Origin of the sequence: Desulfonatronospira sp. MSAO_Bac3 (genome assembly GCF_003838035.1) — a bacterium.
GTDB lineage: Bacteria > Desulfobacterota > Desulfovibrionia > Desulfovibrionales > Desulfonatronovibrionaceae > Desulfonatronospira > Desulfonatronospira thiodismutans.
The window spans coordinates 1-19,576 of record NZ_QYZY01000020.1; the positions used below are offsets into that span (position 1 = coordinate 1).

The following is a 19,576-nucleotide window of genomic DNA, read 5'->3' on the forward strand; positions in this document are numbered from 1 at the left end:
CCGGAATCAATAAGTTCTGCTGTAGCCTGGGCAGCCTCGTCGCATAAGCCTTTGTCGTTGCGCACCAGAAGTTCCATCTTCCTGCCGTCAATTCCGCCCCGGGCGTTAATTTCTTCCACAGCCAGCCTGGCTCCGTTTCGCCCATTCACCCCAAGGTCGGAATAAGGCCCTGTTAGAGGACCTGCAAAACCAACTACCACCGGTGAACGGTTCAAGATTATTACAGCTGAGGCCAAACTAACCAGCAAAAAGGCAAGCGCCAGATACTTCAATATCCTGGGCATTTTCTATTCCTTGTGATTTGTTGGTGAACAATATATATTTATCACGTAAGCATTCAGGGGGGCTTCAGTGGTAGTTTCTGGCACTCAAGCCTGGGGACTGTCCCCGCTATGTAATATCTGTGCAGGTTCACAAAACTTCGCGTCTGTAATTTTTTTGTATTTGTACGGAAAAGGTGTCGCGGGGACTGTCCCCGGGCAGATCGGGGACTGTCCCCGGGCAGATTGCGGTACCACCTGAAAGTTTACTTTATCACCATATTCACCGGGATTCAAGAACTGTGGTGCACAAGCAGTCACTTTTATCCAAAGCAGCAAACAGCAAATCTTCGATAAGGAGCAGACCATGAGCGGTTTTTCCGGGGAAAAACTCGTAAACAGCATCAAGACGGCTGTCCTGGACAGGCAGAAGAAGCTGCAGGAAAACATGCCTGAAATTGAAAGAAATCTTTATCATTATGCCGGGAAAATGGGTATCAAACCGGAAGATATCCAAAGAACCAGGGACAGGATAAAGGACAGAATCCACAAGGCCCGCAAAAAAGATTAGGGCTGTTTGCAACCCCCTGCCGTCATACGTGGAACACTATGATAATTTATTCCTCCAGAGAGCTAAGAGAAAATTTTCACCAGCTCGGCCCTGGTGATGCCTGTGTTGGACATTTGAGTTTTTCACCCGGTGAGGAGTACAAGGTCGTGGACCTGATGCACCGGGGGATAAATTTTTATCCTTCTTTACTGTCGGCTTTTCTCAGCCGTTCCAAAGTACTGCAGGCCGAAGTTCTGTCTCAGTTCATGCTGCCGGACACTTTCGTAGCTTATCGCAGCATTGACCTCTGCCGCAACCAGGCCGCATATACCCGGTACGGATCTGTAGTCAGCAAGAGAGACCGCAAGCACCTCGGCATGGGAGTCGGGCGCTGGTCATCCCTGGAAGAACTGCAGCGGTTAGACTCTCTGGGCGCTCTGCCCTTTCCCCTGGTTATCCAGCCTTTTCTGGAAGAAGCCAGGGATTTCAGAGTAGTCATCATCGATGACCATGCCGAGGCCTATGAACGTATAAATCCTTACAGCTACCGCAAAAACCTGGCTCAGTGCGGTACTGCAAGTCCGGTGCACATGGATTCAACACTGCTGGCATTTTGCACCAACGTCATGCAGCGCGGCGATTTTCCATATGCCCTGCTGGACATTCTGCAAAGCCCTGCAGGAGATCTTTATCTGGCGGAAATAAGCCTCATGGGAGGACTGTCAGGTTCCTCCATCGGACACGAAGGTTTCCTCCAGCGAAAAAAGCTTTTGCAGGAAAAATTCTGCCGCCGGTTTGAAGGGCAGTAATTCTTTCTTGCGCATCCAGGGTTTTAAGGTTTAAACACCTTTTTTTATTGTATGACGAACCCTAACCATATACCCCGTGTGAGAACTCCATGATTGCAATACTCAACTACAGGGCCGGCAACCTGACCAGTGTAAAAAGAGCTCTGGACCATGAGGGCATCCCCTGCCGTATTACCGACGATGCCCAGACTCTTGCCCAGTCCCAGGGAATAATCTTTCCTGGAGTGGGTGCAGCAGGATCAGCCATGAACAACCTGCGCGAAACCGGTCTGGACAACACCCTGAAAGATCTCATATCCATGGGAAAGCCCATGCTGGGCATCTGTCTGGGCTGCCAGATCATCCTGGATAAAAGCATGGAAAACAGCGCTACCACTCTGTCCATACTGGAAGGCAGCTGCCTGCGCTTTGATAATGAACTCATAGATGAACACGGCGACCCCATAAACATTCCCCATATGGGCTGGAACAGCGTTAACCTTGTCCAGGAGTGCGAACTTTTCCGGGATGTCCCGCAGGAAGCTGAGTTTTACTTCGTGCACAGTTACTACCCTACGCCCAGAAAGGACCTGGTAATAGGCCTTACCAACTACGGCCTTGATTTCTGTTCTGTTTTCGGGAGGCCGGGACTCTGGGCCATGCAGTTCCACCCGGAAAAAAGCGGCCGGCCCGGACTGAAAATCCTGAACAATTTTTACAGGTACTGCAGAACCACTTGAAAAAAAAGCTGTTCTCTAAAGCAGCTGACGCATACAATTTGAGGAAAACCATGCTTAGCAAAAGAATCATTCCCTGCCTGGACGTCCGCGACGGCAAGCTCACCAAGGGCATAAAATTCAAGGGCAATGTGGAGATCGGCGACCCGGTGGAAACGGCAAGACTTTATTATGAACAGGGTGCCGACGAGATAGTTTTTTATGACATAACCGCTTCTGCCGAAGCCAGGGGCATCATGCTGCAGGTGGTGGAAAAAGTGGCTGAAACCATTTTCATACCTTTTTCCGTGGGAGGCGGCATTTCCAGCCTGGAGGACATGCGGGCCGCCCTGCTGGCCGGAGCCGAAAAGGTCTCTGTAAATTCCGCTGCCATAAAAAATCCTGCAATCATCTCCGAGGGTGCAGAAGCCTTTGGTTCCCAGTGCATAGTGGTGGGCATGGATGTCCTGCGGGTGGAAAAAAGCACGGATTGCCCCTCCGGGTACGAAATGGTTATCCACGGGGGGCGCAAGCGCATGAACATAGATGCCCTGTGGTGGGCCAGAGAAGTGGAAAGACTAGGTGCGGGAGAGATATGCCTGAACTCCATAGACGCCGACGGCACCAAGGACGGCTACGAACTGGACCTGACCAGGCTCATAGCCCGGAACGTGCGCATTCCTGTAATCGCCTCAGGCGGAGCGGGCAACCCGGAGCATATGACCCGGGCAGTGACCGAAGGCAGGGCGTCTGCTGCGCTCATCGCCTCCATAGTACATTACGGGGAATATACCATCCCCGGTATAAAAGACTCAATGTATCAGGCAGGGGTAAAGGTCCGCAGGACCTGGTAAGCCCGGGGACAGGTGTTTATCAGGCCTGGTAGGTTCCGCTGCGGCCGCCGCTTTTGTGCACTAAGCGGCAGTCCTCGATGACTATGTCCCGCTGCACCGCCTTGCACATGTCGTATATGGTCATGCAGGCGGTCTGGGCGGCCACCAGGGCCTCCATTTCCACCCCGGTAGCAGCTGTGGTGCGGGCTTCCGCCTCCACCACTATCCGGTTTTCATCCTGCTGTACGTCAAAGCGCACATCTACATAACTGAGAAAAAGGGGATGGCAGAGGGGGATCAGTTCTCCGGTTTTCTTGGCTGCCATAATGCCGGCCAGCTTGGCCGTAACCAGCACGTCCCCCTTGGGCAGTGCCTGTTTCATTAGCATATGCATGGTTGAAGAGGCCAGTCTGACCACGCTTCTGACTACAGCCTTTCTGCCGGTCTCCTGCTTGGAGCCCACATCAACCATTCCTACATGGCCCTGTTTGTCCACGTGCGTAAGTTCATCACCCATAACCTGCCCTACTCACCCATTACTTTTTTAAAGAATCGCTTGACCTTGTGCCCGGCCTTTTCCTTTTCCAGATTTTCAAACTCCTGCAGCAGCTCTTCCTGTCTTTTGCTCAGCTTGGTAGGAGTCTTGACCTGGACCTGGACCAGAAGGTCGCCGCGCTGGGTTCCGCCGGGATACGGCAGACCCATCCCGCTTAGTTGAAAAACCTTTCCGCTCTGGGTACCTTTGGGGATCTCCATGGAAATGGGCTCATCCAGGGTCGGCACTTCCACCTTGCCCCCAAGGGCAGCCTGGACAAAGGTGATGTCCACCTGGGTGACCAGGTCCTGGCCCTGCCTCTTGAAAGTGTCGTCCTCTTCCACAAAAATGACTACATACAGATCTCCGGCAGGACCTCCGTGCTCGCCGGGCTCGCCTTCGCCGCGCAGCCTCAGGCGGCTGCCGTTATCCACTCCTGCGGGCACCCGGACCTTGATATGTTTGTTGACCTGGATGACCCCCAGACCTTTGCATTTTTTACAGGGGTTGGTAATGAGCATTCCCTGGCCCTGACAAACCGCGCAGGGCATGGCCACCCGGAAAAATCCCTGGGTGCGGTGTACCTGGCCGCTGCCTCCGCAATGCTTGCATGTCTCGGCGGAATGCCCCGGCTCAGAACCCTGGCCGGTGCAGCGATCGCACTTTTCTCTCTTGGGCAGTTCCAGGTCCACTTCAGTGCCCTTGGCTGCCTCGCGGAAAGAGACAGTCAGGTTGTAACGAAGATCAGCACCTGCTCTGGCCCTTGGACCGGAACGGCGTCCACCGAAACCGAAAAAATCCCCGAATATATCGGAAAAGGAATCAAAAATGTCGTCAGTGCTCCTGAACCCATGAAAACCGTTGCCTTCCATGCCGGCATGACCCAGGTGGTCATATCTCTGACGCTTTTCCGGGTCGCTTAATACCTCGTAGGCTTCAGATGCGTCCTTGAACATGGTTTCAGCCTCAGGATCATCCGGGTTGCGGTCAGGATGGTACTTGAAAGCCATCTTGCGGTAAGCCTTTTTAATCTCTTCCTGACTTGCTTCCCGGGAGACCCCCAGCACCTCGTAATAATCCCTCTTTTCAGCCATGCCTAATCCACCTTGATTCCGGCTTTATGAATGGATTTGGATGGGATGACCTTGCCGGCAGCAATCTCCCTCAAGCTGGTGACCACATCCTTGTTTTTGCTTTCCACGAGAGGTTTATACCCCTCCCGGTACTGCTGAATCCTTCTGACCGACATCTGCACCAGCAAAAAACGGTTGTTAACCTTTTCCAGACAATCTTCTACAGTTATTCTGGCCATAGCCTACCTCTCAATTTATATAAAAAACTAAAAATACCGTTGTAGACCTGATTCCTTGAAAACAAGCCTCTTCAGGACCCAGAAAAAATAACCCGGCCCCATCGACAAAAACGAATATAAGTAACTGCAAAAGGGCTCCCGGGTCAAGAACAAAATCTCGCATTTTGTGCATTGCCCGCATGCAGACTTTATATTATTAGGCCCGGAATTGAAGCTGTCAATTGTTTCCGCTGGAACAAAACGCTGTCTATGGGAATTAAAAAAAATCTCAACCATGCACAGAAAATATGCCTGGGCCGCTGCGGCAAACTCATGCAGCAGACAGGCATGCTGTGGCCCGGGGCCCGGGTGGGCATCGCTGTCTCCGGCGGCGTGGACAGCTGGGTTCTGGCCAGAGTTTTGATGATACGCCAGAAAATAGTGCCCTTTTATTTCGAGATCATCCTTCTGCACGTCAACCCCGGATTCGATCCTGGCAACCACCAGCCCCTGGTGGACTGGCTGGGCGCAAACCCCCTTCCCGGGCATATCCAGTCCACGGACATAGGACCCAGGGCTCACAATCCCGGCAACACCAAGTCTCCCTGCTTCCTGTGCTCGTGGAGCAGGCGCAAGGTCCTTTTTGATCTCTGCAGAAAATACAGCCTGACCCACCTGGCCCTTGGACACAATGCCGAAGACCTGGCTGCTACCTTTTTCATGAACCTTATACAGACCTCCAGAGTGGACGGACTTTCCGCCAGAGAAGAGTTTTTCCAGGGCAGTTTGACCCTGATCCGGCCTCTGCTGCTGGTGGAGAAGAAATATATCCGCAATGCAGCCCGCAGGTGGGAACTGCCTGTCTGGGAAAACCCGTGCCCCTCAGCCGGAGCCAGCAAGAGAACGGAGATGGAGGGAATGCTGGATGTGTTGTCCGGAGGAAACAAAAAGACAAGACAGAATATATTGAATGCTTTTAAGCGCTGGCAGCTTGACTTGGCCTGTAACTTAAAATAGGAATTCATGAATTGTTTATCAGAATTTACTGCTGCAAACCTTTGAAGCACATTTACAAAGGGGTAACAGTTTAGCCCTTTTTAAGGAAAGCAGGGGACAGGCACCCCCGCACTTATTTTTCTAAAGGAAGATTGACAGGTTTTAAAATAAGTGCGGGGAGAGCCAGTCCCCATTCCACATGCAAATGGCTAAACTTTTACACAAAGGGAATCAACATGCTTTTTAAAAAATACCAGTTGGTTATATTTAAAGACAAACATGGATCGTGCTCCAGTATTACATTAAGAGGCTGGGTTTTCATGTTTGCCCTTTTGCTGATCCTGGCCGTAGCCGGAACCAACGTTTACCTCTGGAAGCATTACCAGGAGTACAGGACCGTCAGTCAGCAGTTGAACCGTTCCCAGGACACGGTCCAGTCCCAGAAAATTCAACTCACCACCCTGTTTCACAAGTTTCATGACCTTGAACAGAACCTGGAGCGGGTCCAGGAGTTCGACGACAAGCTCCGGGTCATGCTGAACCTTGAGCCTCCCAGAGAACTTAACCCCAATCCAATAGGCGGGACCAGTGAAAACACCTCCCCTTCATCGTTTCCCTTCTACCGCCAGGAGATGCTCACCAGACAGATGCACAACTTTCTGGACCAACTGAGCAAAGAAGCCCGCCTGGAAGAAATAAAACAGCAGGAGATCCTGCAGGCCCTGCATCAGCAAAAAGATCTCCTTTCCAGTACTCCTTCCATCTGGCCTGCCCAGGGATGGGTATCCTCGGATTTCGGGTATCGTTCCTCACCCTTTACCGGCCAGCGGGAATTTCATAAGGGCCTGGACATTTCAGCTCCAGAAGGTACGCCCATTTATGCTCCGGCATCAGGTAAAGTCACTTTTACCGGCAGGGACGGTGGATACGGCATAACCATGGTCATTGATCACGGCAGGGGAATTACAACCAGGTATGCCCACCTGCAGCGGTACATAGCTGATGAAGAAACCAAGGTATCCCGGGGGGAACTTATTGGCTACGTGGGCAACACCGGCAGAAGCACCGGCCCACACCTGCACTACGAAGTACGCCTCAACAACATGCCGGTAAACCCCAAAAGATACATTCTGAACTGACCTGATAAGTGCCCGCAATCCAGTTATCTGTTATCAGTTAATTGTTATTCAGTTTATTATGACCCCAGTGAAACCCTGCTATGCAGGAAATCCTTCGGATTTGTTTCACCTGGCAGGCCCAGTGTATTGGAAGAATATACACGGGGATAGTCTCCTTCAATTCCGCCATTCAATTCCGCTCGCCCCTTCGCCAAGTCGCTGAAATCGCTCAAGTCGCCCCTTCGCTCCCTCGCTTCTTCCCGCTCCCCCAATCTGGCCCGTCTCTTGCTAATCAGCGGGCATGGACATATTCAATTTCAACCCTGAAACCGTATTCAGCTTCTGGCTGACCTTCTTCAGAGTAAGCCTGGTGGTGTTCCTGCTGCCCTTTTTCGGGGGTGAGGCTATGCCCGTACCCATCAAGGCCGCCCTGTGCATTGTTCTATCCCTGGCCCTCTGGCCGCATCTTTCCTTTGATGCGCAATACTTCCCTGAACATCCGGCCCAGATTGCGGTCATGATTATGGGCGAACTGGTTCTGGGGCTTATCCTGGGATTGATCGTGCATTTTCTCTTCGCCGCCATCCAGACAGGGGGAGACCTCATTGCCTTTCAGATGGGCTTTAAAATGATGAACGTGGTGGACCCCCTTACCGGCCTGCAGGAGTCAATAACCACACAGTTTCTGTATATGTGCTCCATGCTGGTGTTTCTAAGCATCAACGGCCACCTGTATATGCTCATGGGCCTGACCCAGAGCTTTGACCTGATACCTCCGGGGGGGCTGTTCATCACCCCGGAGCTTATTAACCAGATCATATATTATTCCAGTCAAATTTTTGTCCTGGCCTTTAAAATTGCTTCTCCAATTATCGCCACGGTCTTCCTGGTCAACCTGGGCCTGGCGTTTATGGCCAGAACCGCTCCCCAGATGAATGTTCTGCTTTTGGGTTTCCCCATAAAGATTGCAGTGGGACTGCTTTTTCTGAGCCTGGTTTTCCAGCTCATCAGCCTGTATGTATCCGGCTTCATCTCCGATCTGGGGGGCACCATGTATAACCTGCTGCGGGCGGCTGCCGGTCCTTCGTGAAGTAACAAGGCGGAATACATCTAATCTTCTGGTAAGTTGAAAGTTATCAGTTAATTGTTGATAGTCCAAAAAAATATTTATTATTGCAGAGTGTTAGATGCCTCAGAAAGACCCCAGTAAAACAGAAGACGCAACCCCGAAACGGCGGAAAAAGGCCCGGGAACAGGGGAATGTACCCAAAAGCCAGGAGATGCCCAAGATCATCAGCCTCATCGCCGGCATTCTTGCTCTGCGCCTGTTTTTCCCCCATATCAGGGATACGTACATGGAGATGACCGAATGGTTCATGGACCAGGCCTTTCATTATCAGCTCAACCCGGAAAGCCTCTATCACCTGGCTGTTTTCAGCATCCAGAATATTGCCAGTATGCTTCTGCCTTTTATGCTCATAGTATTTTTCGTGACTATCGTAGCAATTTATCTGCAAGTAGGTTTTTTGTGGACCTTTAAGCCACTCAAGCCCAAAATGAAAATATTTAACGTAGTTGAAGGGCTCAAGAAAAAATTCCTGGACCTGAACACCCTGGTGCGTCTGGTGAAAAACGTAGGCATCGCCTCAGCCGTTGCTACCGCTCCATACATTATCATCACATCGGAATTTGAAAACTTTCTGCCCCTTTTTTACGAAGACCCTCCTTTTATCGTGGCCTACATCCTGAATACAGCCTTCAAGATGGCTATGCTGGCCATGATCCCCCTGCTTATCATAGCCATCGCCGACGTAGCCTACACCAGGTGGGACTACGAGCAGAACCTGAAAATGACCAAGGACGAGGTCAAGGACGAAAGAAAGCAGGCCGAGGGAAATCCAGAGGTAAAAAAGGAGCAGAGAAAGAAGATGCAGTCCACCACCCAGCAGAGAATGCGCCAGGAAGTACCCAAGGCGGACGTGGTCATTACCAACCCCACCCACCTCGCAGTAGCCATAAAGTACGATCCCGTTCTGGCTCCCGCCCCCATGGTCCTGGCCAAGGGGGCCAACTTCAGGGCCGAAAAGATCAAGGAGATAGCCAGGGAAAACAACATCCCCATCAGGGAAAACAAGCCATTGGCACAAGCCTTGTATAAGAACGTCCAGGAAGGCGAAACAATACCCGAAGACATGTACAAGGCAGTGGCTTCAATACTGGCTCAACTCTACAAATTCAAAAAACAGGGATCGCCTGGAGGACAATAAAAATGCCTGCAGCAAAAACCGATTCAAATACAGGGCGTCAATAATATGGCAGTTAAATCTTCTGTTCTGGGCAATATCAACTATGCCAGGTTCACTAAGCAGGGAGACATACTACTGGCCGGCGGAGTGGTGGTCATTCTTTTTGTCATGCTGGTCCCCATGCCGCCCGTGCTCCTGGATCTGCTGCTGACTTTCAATCTGTCCTTTGCCTTTGTCATCCTGGTCACATCCATGTTCATGCGCAGCCCCCTGGAATTTTCCATATTCCCTTCGCTTCTTCTGATAGCCACCCTGTTCAGGCTGGCCCTGAACGTGGCCACCACCAGGCTTATTCTGCTGCACGGAGATCAGGGCACCCATGCCGCGGGCCGGGTCATCGAGTCCTTCGGCACCTTTGTGGTGGGAGGCAACTACTTCATCGGCATAGTGATCTTTCTCATTCTTTTCGCCCTGACCAAGATGGTCATAGCCAATGGAACAACCCGCATAGCCGAAGTGGCGGCGCGCTTTACCCTGGACTCCATGCCGGGCAAACAGATGTCCATTGAAGCCGATCTCAACTCCGGACTCATAGACGAGCAGGAAGCCAAAAGGCAGCGCGAAGCCCTGCGCAAGGAATCGGACTTCTACGGAGCCATGGACGGCTCGGGCAAGTTCGTCTCCGGCGACGTCAACGCCGGCATACTCATTACTGTCATAAACATCGTTGGCGGGCTGATAATAGGTATCGTGCAGCATGGCATGAGCTGGGGCGAGGCCGCCCAGACCTATACCCTGCTGACCATCGGCGACGGCCTGGTGGCCATAATTCCCTCCATCATCATTTCCACTTCAGCAGGCATAATTGTCAGCCGTGCCGCTGCCGAAGCCCAGATGGGTCAGGAATTCCTGGGTCAGCTCACCAACCATCCCAGGGCCCTGCGCTTAGTCAGCGGTGTGCTGCTGCTTTTCGGCCTTGTTCCGGGAATGCCCACTTTTGTCTTCCTGCTCATGTCCGGCGCCCTTTTTACCCTGTCCATTCTTTCAGCCAGAAACAAAACCGAGATCGAAGAACAGGCAGCTGAAAAGAAAGAAGACAGCCAGGCCGCCCTGGAAACCCCGGCTGAAGTCCACTCCCTGCTGCCTCTGGACACTCTGGAACTGGAAGTGGGATACGGCCTTATACCCCTGGTGGACGAAGACCAGGACGGCAATCTCCTGGCCAGGATCAGGTCCATCCGCAGGCAGTTCGCCCTGGATATGGGCGTGGTCATTCCCTCCCTGCACTTGAGGGACAACCTGCAGCTCAAGCCCGGCGAATACGCGGTTCTCATAAAGGGCAACCAGGTGGCCAGATCGGAAATTATGATAGACCATTACCTGGCCATGGACCCTGGAGATGCCAAGCACCGGATAAAAGGCATTGAAACACTGGAACCGGCCTTCAACCTCCCGGCGTTGTGGATACCCGAAAACAAGAAGGAAGAGGCGGTCATGGCCGGTTATACAGTGGTGGACCCCTCCACTGTCATTGCCACGCACATCACGGAAGTCTTCAAACACAATCTGCATGAATTCCTGGGTCGTCAGGAAACCCAGAATCTGCTGGACAACCTGGCCCAGAGGGCGCCCAAGGCTGTTGAGGACCTGGTACCCAATATCCTTACCCTGGGAACTGTGCAGAAAGTTCTTCAGAATCTGGTCAAGGAAAAAGTATCCATCCGGGACCTGTTGACAATTGTAGAGACTCTGTCGGATTATGGACAGCAGACCAGGGACCCGGAACAGCTGACAGAATACGTACGCCAGAAAATGGGCCGGACCATTGTAAGGCCGTATCTCAGCGAAGACGGAACCCTGCCCATTATAACCCTGGATGAGTCCATAGAAAAATCTTTCCAGGAAGGACTGCGGCAGACCGATCACGGCACGTACCTGGCAATGGAGCCCAATCTGGCCCAGAAGATCATCAACTCAATAAACAAGACCCTGGAAAAAACCACCGTGGCCGATGGACAGCCTGTACTGCTTACATCGCCACTGATCAGGCCGCACCTGGCCCAGTTGCTCCTGAGGTTCGTGCCCAATCTGCCGGTGATCGCCCAGACCGAAATACCGACCAATATCCGGCTGGAATCAGTAAACACTGTGAGCATGAAGAATGCAGGTTAAAACCTTTCGTGGACAATCATACTCAGCTCTCCTGCAGCAGGTGAAAAGCGAGCTGGGGCCGGACGCAGTGATACTGAGCAGTGACTGCATCTCTTCCAACGGCAAAAAAGCCTTCGAGCTGACTGCCGCCCTGGAAGTGCCAGCAGCAGACCAGGAACAGGCTTACGATAAAAAGCAGGAAAAAAGCGGAAGCGAGGATCTGATTCCGGATACTGAACCGGGCCTGCAGGGTGAGCAGTGGCGTCAGGAGTGGGCGGAATTCAAAAAAAGCATCTTCCAGATGATCAAGCCCCAGCTCCAGGGCCCCAGGATCAGCTCCAGGCAGAAGCAGGCCTTGGAATTCCTCGAAAAACAGGGGGTTTACCCGGAAGTAATCATGGATCTCTGGTCCAGGCTGGGGAAAAACTCTCACCTGCCAACCCTGGATGTTCTTTCCAGAGCCGTGCCTGTCTCCTCCTGGAAAAAACAGATGCGCCAGGGAACAATCCACTGCCTCATGGGGCCCAGCGGTGTAGGCAAGACCACCACTGTTCTAAGACTGGCCCTGGAGAGCAGGAACATTAAGCCAGGCATGAAGATCTGCCTGGTGAACAACGACACCCAGCATGCCGGAGGCAGGCTCTTTTTGAAGCATTATGCCGACCTGTCGGGCTTTTCCTTTATGGAGATCAAGTCCGCCCAGGACCTCAAAAGCCTCAAACAGGCCCGGGAAAAATTCGACCTGGTATTTATGGATACTCCGGGACTTGGTCCACATGACAACGTACAGGACAGCTTATGGATGAAACACATGAAAAACATTCAGAGACACCTGGTATTAAGTCCGGTTTACGCCCATGAACAGCTGGATAATTATCTGCAGAAATATTCAAGGGATGATTTGAACAGTCTTATATGGACCAAGCTTGATGAAGCCTGCAGCTACGGAACACTGGTCAATGCATCCTGGAAAAGCGCCCTGCCCGCTTCATATCTGGGCTTCGGAAAAGGGCTCAGACACTGTTCCACCAGCGCTTCCAGGGACAATTTCTGGAAACTGATCTTTAAAAAGAAACTGCCGCAGGCAACCCAGCAGGAAGACAATAATTTTTAACCAGCTTCCATATCAACGCAAATAAACAGGGACAGAATATGCCGAAACAGACCAAGCTGCCCATAGTACTCTCGCTTACCTCCGGCAAGGGTGGTGTGGGTAAAACCAACATGTCCGTCAACCTTGCCTACTGCCTGAGCAGGCTGGGGAAAAAGACTCTACTGCTGGATGCCGATCTGGGTCTGGCCAACGTGGATGTCATCCTGGGCCTAAATCCCAGATTCAACCTTTTCCATCTTTTCCATGAAAATATGGATCTGCAAAAAATAATCTTGCCTACAGACTACGGCTTTGACATACTGCCTTCCGCCTCTGGTGTTACTGAAATGCTGTCTCTTAGCACTGGCCAGAAGCTTGAGCTCCTTGAAGTAATGGACACCCTGGAGAATGAGCTGGACTACCTGATCGTGGACACAGGTGCAGGAATCAACGAAAACGTCATTTACTTCAACCTGGCGGTACAGGAAAGGATCATTATCCTCACCCCTGAACCGACATCGCTGACGGATGCATACGCCCTGATCAAGGTGCTGAAAATACAGCACGGCATTGAGCGCTTCCGGGTGGTGGTCAATATGGCCAAAAGCCAGGAAGAGGCCAGAGAAGTTTTCAAGAAGCTCTACAATGCCTGCGATCACTTTTTAAGCGGAATATCCCTGGACCTGTCAGGCATTGTCCCCATGGATCTAAACGTCAGAAAAGGGGTTGCCAGTCAACAGCCCTTTTGCCATTATGCCCCCAACTCCAAGGCGTCCAAGGCATTGATGCACACAGCCGAAAGCATGACCAAATGGAAACCTGCTGAAAATCTTGATGGCAATATCAAATTCTTTTGGAAAAAACTCCTCTTCCAGGAATAATCCCTGGGAAGTACTGGAACAAAACGGGGTTGCCTTTGATCAGTTGTCCGCTGCTGACAAAAATGAAATAGTCAGGGCTTACGGCCAGAAGATACGCATTACTGCCGCCCGGTTAAAGCATAAGCTGCCGGCGCACGTGGACGTTAACGATCTTATAAGTGCAGGTTCTCTGGGGCTTATCGAGGCCCTGGGCAATTTTGATCCGACCCAGGGTATCAAGCTCGAGACCTTTGCCGACAACCGCATCAAAGGCGCAATGCTTGACGAATTGCGCAGAATGGACTGGTTTTCCAGGGGGCTTCGCAAAAAAGTGAAAAAACTCGAACAGTCCATGCGGGAATTTGAGCAGAATACTGGGCACAGCCCCAGCCACAGTGAGCTCAAAGAAATCACCGGCTACTCACGCGAAGAAGTTGAAGAGGGCCTGCTGGCGCTGCAGAATCAGATCTGCCTGAGCCTGGAAGCCATTCAGGAAAACTTTTCCGCGACAGGGACCCAGGACAGCGACGAACCGCAGTTAAGCGTTGTCTTTCACGACCTTGTAGACAAGGTGGCCGCCATCATTGAAAAACTGTCCAACAAGGAACAGCTGGTGCTGTCCCTTTATTACACCGAGGAATTAACCATGAAGGAAGTGGCCCAGGTACTCGATGTTACCGAGGGAAGAGTATCCCAGCTGCATTCCCAGGCCATAAAAAAAGTCAAGGACAACTTTGCTCAGGAGCACGACGTGTTTTAAGAGGTGTTTACACAAAGTCATTCTGGTTTACTGTTTTTTATCTTAAATAGTTAAAAGTTTTGCAACTGTCACATGATAAGCATAAGTGTAAGAAGCTGCTCCGGGAACCTGGCCAAAAATTTGAGGAGGTATTAATGTCCAGCAACAAAAATATTCGGATTTTAGTCGTTGACGACTTTTCAACCATGCGCAGAATAATTAAGAATATTTTAAGGCAACTGGGCTACAACAACATAGTTGAAGCCGATGACGGCACTACTGCCTGGGAGATCCTGAACAAGGACAAGATAGATTTTATAGTCAGCGACTGGAATATGCCCAAAATGACTGGAATAGAACTTCTGCGCAAGGTAAGGTCCAGCGAGGAATTCTCCGACCTGCCCTTTCTAATGGTCACTGCTGAGGCCCAGCAGGAAAATATCATCGAGGCTGTCCAGGCCAAAGTATCCAACTATATCGTCAAGCCTTTCACTGCGGATACCATGAGTCAGAAAATTGAAAAAATTTTTGAGAAATAATTACTGCTGCTCACCATGGTAATGCTTTTGCCCATTACCAGAGCAACAAAAGTCACAAACTTCGCCGAATAATCAACCACTAATCCTGACAATAATTAACAGGATTGAAAAAGCCATGGCGAACAAAGAAAAAGATCAATCCACTGACCAGGACCTTTCCCTGGACCAGGATGAACTGGACACCGACAGAGGCCGGGAAAAGGTCGAACTGGACCTGGACGATGCTCCTTTTCTGGAGGAAGAAGAGGAGGAGTTAGAGGCCGGTGAAGACCATCAAGGCAGCCGGGATCAGGGCGACGATACGCATGATGAGGACCAGAAGGCCCCGGTGCCATGGTGGAAGCAGAAAAAGACCTTTGCAGCCGGAGCAGCGGCCCTCTTGATCCTTTTGCTTGTGACCGGATATTTTCTTGTATCCCCGGAAGACGAACCTCCGCCTCCTGATCCCGCTCCCCGGGAAGTGGTTGACGATCCCATAGAAGAGCCGGAGAAAGATCTTTCCGAAATAATTGTTGATATGGAACCATTCATGGTGGAATTTGAAGCTGACAACAATATACGTTTCCTCAAGGCCAGGTTTTCCCTGTCTGTTCTTGGGGACGACATGGCCCGGGAAGTCCAGGACAAAAAGCTGGTTTTGCGCGATTCAATATATTACTTCCTGCGCAACAAGGACGGATCCTTTTTGCAGAACAGTGCCAACACTGATGAGATCACCAGGGACCTCATGTCGGTGCTTGAGCAGTACCTGGGCCGGGACCAGTTGAACAACATAGTAATTGAGGACTATTCGGTGATGTAATATGGTCAGTCCCTTAAGCCTGCCGGTGGTGATGGCTCAATCCTACATAGCCCAGCACTTCCAGGTGGCTGCCCACAACTCGCCAGCCAGGCACCAGGCGGTTTTAAGCGATATAGCCGTCAGGAAATTCGCCCATGAAAAAGGGCAGGTATCTGCTACGGACTCCATTTCCCAGCTTGCTGCGCAGAAGGAACACCAGGGAAGTAAACACCTGGGACCTGAAAAGACATCCCCCAGGCGGAAAAAATCCGGGGACCAGGAAAAACCTGATCCTTTCTCGGATAACATTGTAGATATAAAGGTGTAGCCCGAAAATATCATCAGGCCATGGAAAATAAGTGATAAATGAGTTCTTTTCACTGGATATTGCTGGTGGTCAGCGCTGTAGAGATTCTTCTGCTGGCACTGGTTTTCATATTTTTTTTCCGTCTGCGGCGTTCAGAAAATATCCTGACCCACCTGCAGGACAACCAGGAAAGATTCATCGAGCGCCTGAACTTTAATGCCCAGCTTGAAAATGAACTGGTTTCCACTTTTGAAAAGCGCCAGAAGGAACTTAAAGACCTGGAACACAAGCTGGACCTGCGCATAAAGGAACTGAACAAGCTTATACGCCAGGCCGAAAAATTCACCAAATCACCTCAGTTCATGAAACAGGTCATTATAACCGGATACCAGAACGGCCGCTCCGTGGAAGAGCTGGCCAAAGCAACCGGCATGTCCGTAGATGAAGTAGAACTTATTGTCGAAGGTCATCGCGGCGGGTGATTATTCAATAAAATGCGCATCTTTGGTCCAGGGTACAGGCAAAGCCAGGAAGACAGTCCAGGCGAAAACCCCAGAGTCAGACGCTTCAGACGCAAATACAGCCAGGGAGACGTCATAGAGGGTACAGTCCTGGAGTACGACTCTTCGCAGCTGGCCTGGGTCCTGGTGGATGATCTGCGTATCCTGGCCTGGACCAGGAACAATCACTTCCGGGGCCGGCTTCTCCACCTCCAGGTGGAAAGCATGCACCCTGAAATAGTGCTCAAGGAAGTTGAGTACGACCCGGAAGGCAAAAAAAGAATAAGCATAATGGTATAAACCTGTGCCCGCCAGCAAAACCTTAACCTCCAGCCCGCCACTGACCCCGGACTCCCCCTGGCTTGCCCCCCTGGCCGGATATTCAGACCTGTCTTTCAGGCTTTTGTGCCGCAACCTGGGCTGCAGGGCCGCCTGTACTGAAATGATCAGCGCCAAGGGACTTTTCTTTTCCACTGCCAACACTATGCGTCTTTTAGAGACCTGTGACCAGGACCTTCCCTTAGTAGTTCAGCTTTACGGATCTGATCCGGACATCATGGGCCGGGCCGTCAGCACGCTCAGCAGCAAGGGGTTCAGGTATTTCGACCTCAACTGCGGGTGCTCGGTAAAAAAAGTGGTCAAGACAGGAGCCGGGGCTGCCCTGCTTAAAGACACTGGTCTTTTGCTGCAAATGGTTGCCGCCATGGCCGATATGGCCGGGCCGGGCCGGGTGGGGGTAAAATTACGCCTGGGCTGGAGCAGTGAACAAAAGGTATACCTGGATCTGGCAGCGCCCCTGGCCGACGCTGGAGCGGGATGGATCACCCTGCACCCCAGGACCGCGGTGCAGCAGTTTACCGGCAAGGCAGACTGGCAGGCCCTGAAAAATCTCAAGGAGATCTCCCCGGTTCCGGTTGTGGCCAGCGGCGACCTATTTACCGCCCGGGACGCACTGGACTGCGTCCGGCAGACCGGGGTGGATACCGTAATGTTCGCCAGGGGAGCACTCATGGACCCGGCAATAGGCATGCGTTATAAGAACCTGCTGCAGGGCCTGGAGGACCTGCCCCGGGACCAGGAGTTTACTCTGCGCCTGTGCATGGAGACCATAGATACTTATCGCAGGCATGCTTCCTCCCGGGCGGTGCTCAAACTAAGGACCCTGCTGCCCAGAATGATCCGGGGACTTCCCGGAGCAAAGGATTTGCGCAAAAAAATAATCTTATGTAGACAGTGGGCCGAACTGGAGGAAGTAATGAATTCAGCCCGGAAACACCTGGAGCAAGCATGAGCACACAGGTTCTGCTGGCGGAAAGCGCCGGATTCTGCATGGGGGTGAGCCTGGCCCTGGGCAAGCTGGACAAGGCCCTGGAAAACCAGACCAGTCAGCGCATATTCACCTATGGTCCCATCATCCACAACCCCCAGGTACTGGAGTATTACCACGGCAAAGGAGTCAAGATAATCGACAACTGGGATGAGCCCCGGCCCGGAGACATGGTCCTCATCAGGGCCCACGGTGTACCTTTGCAGGTTGAGGAAAAGCTCAGGGAAAAAAACATTGATATACTCGATGCCACCTGCCCCAAGGTGAAAAAGGCCCAGCTGCTGATATACAAAAACAGCGCCGTGTCGGACCGTCTGCTCATCTACGGAGAACTGGACCACCCCGAAGTAAAGGGACTATTAAGCTATGCCCAGTGCGAGGCTTTTCTTTTTGAAAATATGCAGGAATTCAAAAAGATCGCCCTGGCTCCTAAAGACCGCTACTGCCTGGTATCCCAGACCACCCAGGACCGACAGGAATTTCTCAGCATAGCCAGTGAACTAAAACACAGCCAGGGCAATGAAATCATTACCCTGGATACCATCTGCGACGCCACCAAGGACAGGCAGAACGAAACCATTAAAATCGCCGGACAGGTGGAGTGCATGTTTGTGGTGGGCGGCAGGAACAGCGGCAACACCAGACGTCTGTACCAGGTAGCCCGGAAATACTGCCCCAGATGTCTGCACATTGAAACAAAAGAGGAAATCGACCCGGAAATGGTTAAAGGCTGCAGCAAAGTGGGGCTCACAGCCGGTGCATCCACGCCCAACAGCACCATACAATCCATTTATCAGTATCTGCACCGGATAATAAACAGCCAGGACCCCTCTTTAACAACCCGGAGATCTTAATGACCAATTCGGACATACTTCTTGAAGCAGGAACCAATGAGCTTGAAATTGTTGAATTTTTTCTGGATGAGGATCTGGACGGTGAAAGCTACCAGGGCTTTTACGGGGTAAACGTAGCCAAGGTTCTGAGGATAATAAACAAGCCGGAAGTGACTGAAATGCCCAGCACACCCCACTCGTGCGTCCTGGGGGCATTCAATCAGCGTTCCCGGATAATCCCCCTGGTGGACCTGGGGCTCTGGCTGGATAAGCAGGCTGTGGAGTCCGGGTCTTCAAAAGTGATTATCACCGAGTTCAACAGGGTGGTCACAGGTTTTCTGGCCTCCGGAGTAACCAGGATTCACCGGCTGAGCTGGGATGAAGTGGAGCCTCCGGATGCTTATGTGGACAGCTTCAGTGCCGGCAGCATAACCGGGGTGGTCAAAATTGAGGACAGGATAGTCTTTATCCTGGATCTGGAAAAGATACTGGCTGAACTGAGCCCGGGCATGGGAATGAACCTGGATCAGGAACTGCAATCAGACAGTGAAAGCGGGTACACCGCCCTTGTTGCCGATGACTCCACCCTGATCCGGAACATGATCTCGGATCTGCTGGAAAAGGCCGGGTTCAGGGTTATTAAATTCAAAAACGGCCAGGAAGCATGGAATGAACTGGAAAAAATCAAAAACACCTGTTCAAGTGAAGATAAATCTCTTGATTCCCTTGTTCACATTGTGGTCTCGGACATAGAAATGCCGGCCATGGATGGTCTGACCCTGACCAGAAAAATAAAAAACGACTCCGTACTTGGGAACCTTCCTGTCATACTCTTTTCCTCCCTCATAAGCGACAGGCTGCGCCACAAGGGTGTCTCTGTTGGAGCCGACGACCAGGTATCCAAGCCGGAAGTATCGCTTTTGACCCAGAAAGCCATGAAACTCATCCGGGACAGGGAACAAAGTTTCAAGAGTAAGTTCTAACCCGGGCTTTGCCCGCAACCCAATAAAGAAAAGAGCTATTTGACAGGATTAACAGGATTAAGAGATGGATAAAGAAAAAAATCATTTTGTCCTGGCTCCCAGTTTAATGCCCTTCGGGCTTGCTCTGCGA

General features: G+C 51.6%; 24 protein-coding genes. 20 read left to right on the plus strand and 4 right to left on the minus strand.

Annotated features, from left to right (window positions below; genetic code table 11):
- A partial coding sequence (locus D5S03_RS00365; RefSeq protein ID WP_287042370.1) for an ABC transporter substrate-binding protein occupies nt 1–284 on the minus strand: 284 nt, incomplete at its 3' end.
- 343 nt (nt 285–627) lie between these two features.
- On the opposite strand from D5S03_RS00365, the gene D5S03_RS00370 reads away from it, so the two are divergent.
- The 4 genes from D5S03_RS00370 to hisF all read left to right on the plus strand — a co-directional run bounded on the left by D5S03_RS00370 (nt 628) and on the right by hisF (nt 3,168).
- Nucleotides 628–831: a hypothetical protein gene (locus D5S03_RS00370; protein ID WP_008869074.1), complete on the plus strand. Its 204-nt coding sequence runs from the start codon at nt 628–630 to the stop codon at nt 829–831.
- A 38-nt stretch (nt 832–869) separates the two neighbouring features.
- Nucleotides 870–1,619 carry an ATP-grasp domain-containing protein gene (locus D5S03_RS00375; RefSeq protein ID WP_008869075.1) on the plus strand — a complete coding sequence of 250 codons (750 nt, stop codon included), beginning with the start codon at nt 870–872 and terminating at the stop codon, nt 1,617–1,619.
- A gap of 89 nt (nt 1,620–1,708) precedes the next feature.
- Nucleotides 1,709–2,338: an imidazole glycerol phosphate synthase subunit HisH gene (hisH, locus tag D5S03_RS00380; protein WP_008869076.1), complete on the plus strand. Its 630-nt coding sequence runs from the start codon at nt 1,709–1,711 to the stop codon at nt 2,336–2,338.
- A gap of 50 nt (nt 2,339–2,388) precedes the next feature.
- Nucleotides 2,389–3,168, plus strand: coding sequence for an imidazole glycerol phosphate synthase subunit HisF (gene hisF / locus D5S03_RS00385; protein ID WP_008869077.1), 780 nt, complete (start codon nt 2,389–2,391; stop codon nt 3,166–3,168).
- A gap of 19 nt (nt 3,169–3,187) precedes the next feature.
- Here hisF and moaC read toward each other — a convergent pair whose 3' ends face one another.
- The 3 genes from moaC to rpoZ are packed head-to-tail and all read right to left on the minus strand — an operon-like array spanning nt 3,188 to nt 4,994.
- Nucleotides 3,188–3,664 carry a cyclic pyranopterin monophosphate synthase MoaC gene (moaC, locus tag D5S03_RS00390; protein ID WP_008869078.1) on the minus strand — a complete coding sequence of 159 codons (477 nt, stop codon included), beginning with the start codon at nt 3,662–3,664 and terminating at the stop codon, nt 3,188–3,190.
- An 8-nt stretch (nt 3,665–3,672) separates the two neighbouring features.
- A complete protein-coding gene (dnaJ, locus tag D5S03_RS00395; protein WP_008869079.1) occupies nt 3,673–4,776 on the minus strand; it encodes a molecular chaperone DnaJ in 1,104 nt (367 codons plus the stop codon).
- 2 nt (nt 4,777–4,778) lie between these two features.
- Nucleotides 4,779–4,994, minus strand: a complete 216-nt coding sequence (rpoZ, locus tag D5S03_RS00400) for a DNA-directed RNA polymerase subunit omega (RefSeq protein ID WP_008869080.1) — start codon at nt 4,992–4,994, stop codon at nt 4,779–4,781.
- A gap of 249 nt (nt 4,995–5,243) precedes the next feature.
- On the opposite strand from rpoZ, the gene D5S03_RS00405 reads away from it, so the two are divergent.
- The 16 genes from D5S03_RS00405 (at nt 5,244) to D5S03_RS00480 (ending at nt 19,446) form a co-directional block, all read left to right on the plus strand.
- Nucleotides 5,244–5,990, plus strand: coding sequence for a tRNA lysidine(34) synthetase (locus D5S03_RS00405; protein WP_008869081.1), 747 nt, complete (start codon nt 5,244–5,246; stop codon nt 5,988–5,990).
- 215 nt (nt 5,991–6,205) lie between these two features.
- Nucleotides 6,206–7,108, plus strand: a complete 903-nt coding sequence (locus tag D5S03_RS00410; protein ID WP_287042371.1) for a M23 family metallopeptidase — start codon at nt 6,206–6,208, stop codon at nt 7,106–7,108.
- 280 nt (nt 7,109–7,388) lie between these two features.
- Nucleotides 7,389–8,177, plus strand: coding sequence for a flagellar biosynthetic protein FliR (fliR, locus tag D5S03_RS00415; RefSeq protein ID WP_008869083.1), 789 nt, complete (start codon nt 7,389–7,391; stop codon nt 8,175–8,177).
- 97 nt (nt 8,178–8,274) lie between these two features.
- A complete protein-coding gene (gene flhB / locus D5S03_RS00420; RefSeq protein WP_008869084.1) occupies nt 8,275–9,354 on the plus strand; it encodes a flagellar biosynthesis protein FlhB in 1,080 nt (359 codons plus the stop codon).
- Nucleotides 9,355–9,399: 45 nt separating this feature from the next.
- A complete protein-coding gene (gene flhA / locus D5S03_RS00425) occupies nt 9,400–11,505 on the plus strand; it encodes a flagellar biosynthesis protein FlhA (RefSeq protein WP_008869085.1) in 2,106 nt (701 codons plus the stop codon).
- Nucleotides 11,495–12,598: a flagellar biosynthesis protein FlhF gene (locus D5S03_RS00430; protein ID WP_008869086.1), complete on the plus strand. Its 1,104-nt coding sequence runs from the start codon at nt 11,495–11,497 to the stop codon at nt 12,596–12,598. Before flhA ends, D5S03_RS00430 begins: the two co-directional genes overlap by 11 nt.
- Nucleotides 12,599–12,636: 38 nt before the next feature.
- Complete coding sequence (locus D5S03_RS00435) at nt 12,637–13,458, plus strand: MinD/ParA family protein (RefSeq protein WP_008869087.1); 822 nt, start codon at nt 12,637–12,639, stop codon at nt 13,456–13,458.
- Nucleotides 13,412–14,197 carry a FliA/WhiG family RNA polymerase sigma factor gene (locus D5S03_RS00440; protein WP_008869088.1) on the plus strand — a complete coding sequence of 262 codons (786 nt, stop codon included), beginning with the start codon at nt 13,412–13,414 and terminating at the stop codon, nt 14,195–14,197. Before D5S03_RS00435 ends, D5S03_RS00440 begins: the two co-directional genes overlap by 47 nt.
- Before the next feature lie 134 nt (nt 14,198–14,331).
- Nucleotides 14,332–14,715, plus strand: a complete 384-nt coding sequence (locus D5S03_RS00445; protein ID WP_008869089.1) for a chemotaxis response regulator CheY — start codon at nt 14,332–14,334, stop codon at nt 14,713–14,715.
- A 115-nt stretch (nt 14,716–14,830) separates the two neighbouring features.
- Nucleotides 14,831–15,517: a flagellar basal body-associated FliL family protein gene (locus D5S03_RS00450; protein ID WP_008869090.1), complete on the plus strand. Its 687-nt coding sequence runs from the start codon at nt 14,831–14,833 to the stop codon at nt 15,515–15,517.
- Nucleotide 15,518: 1 nt separating this feature from the next.
- Nucleotides 15,519–15,824 (plus strand): hypothetical protein, encoded by a 306-nt coding sequence (locus D5S03_RS00455; protein WP_008869091.1) that lies wholly within the window; start codon nt 15,519–15,521, stop codon nt 15,822–15,824.
- A 38-nt stretch (nt 15,825–15,862) separates the two neighbouring features.
- Entirely contained in the window at nt 15,863–16,285 is a 423-nt protein-coding gene (locus D5S03_RS00460; RefSeq protein WP_008869092.1) for a hypothetical protein, read from the plus strand.
- A gap of 12 nt (nt 16,286–16,297) precedes the next feature.
- Nucleotides 16,298–16,603, plus strand: coding sequence for a hypothetical protein (locus D5S03_RS00465; RefSeq protein ID WP_008869093.1), 306 nt, complete (start codon nt 16,298–16,300; stop codon nt 16,601–16,603).
- A gap of 4 nt (nt 16,604–16,607) precedes the next feature.
- Nucleotides 16,608–17,594, plus strand: a complete 987-nt coding sequence (locus tag D5S03_RS00470) for a tRNA dihydrouridine synthase (protein ID WP_008869094.1) — start codon at nt 16,608–16,610, stop codon at nt 17,592–17,594.
- Nucleotides 17,591–18,484 (plus strand): 4-hydroxy-3-methylbut-2-enyl diphosphate reductase, encoded by an 894-nt coding sequence (ispH, locus tag D5S03_RS00475; RefSeq protein ID WP_008869095.1) that lies wholly within the window; start codon nt 17,591–17,593, stop codon nt 18,482–18,484. The genes D5S03_RS00470 and ispH overlap by 4 nt, the downstream gene beginning before the upstream one ends.
- A complete protein-coding gene (locus D5S03_RS00480; RefSeq protein ID WP_008869096.1) occupies nt 18,484–19,446 on the plus strand; it encodes a chemotaxis protein in 963 nt (320 codons plus the stop codon). The genes ispH and D5S03_RS00480 overlap by 1 nt, the downstream gene beginning before the upstream one ends.
- Nucleotides 19,447–19,576: the final 130 nt, after the last annotated feature.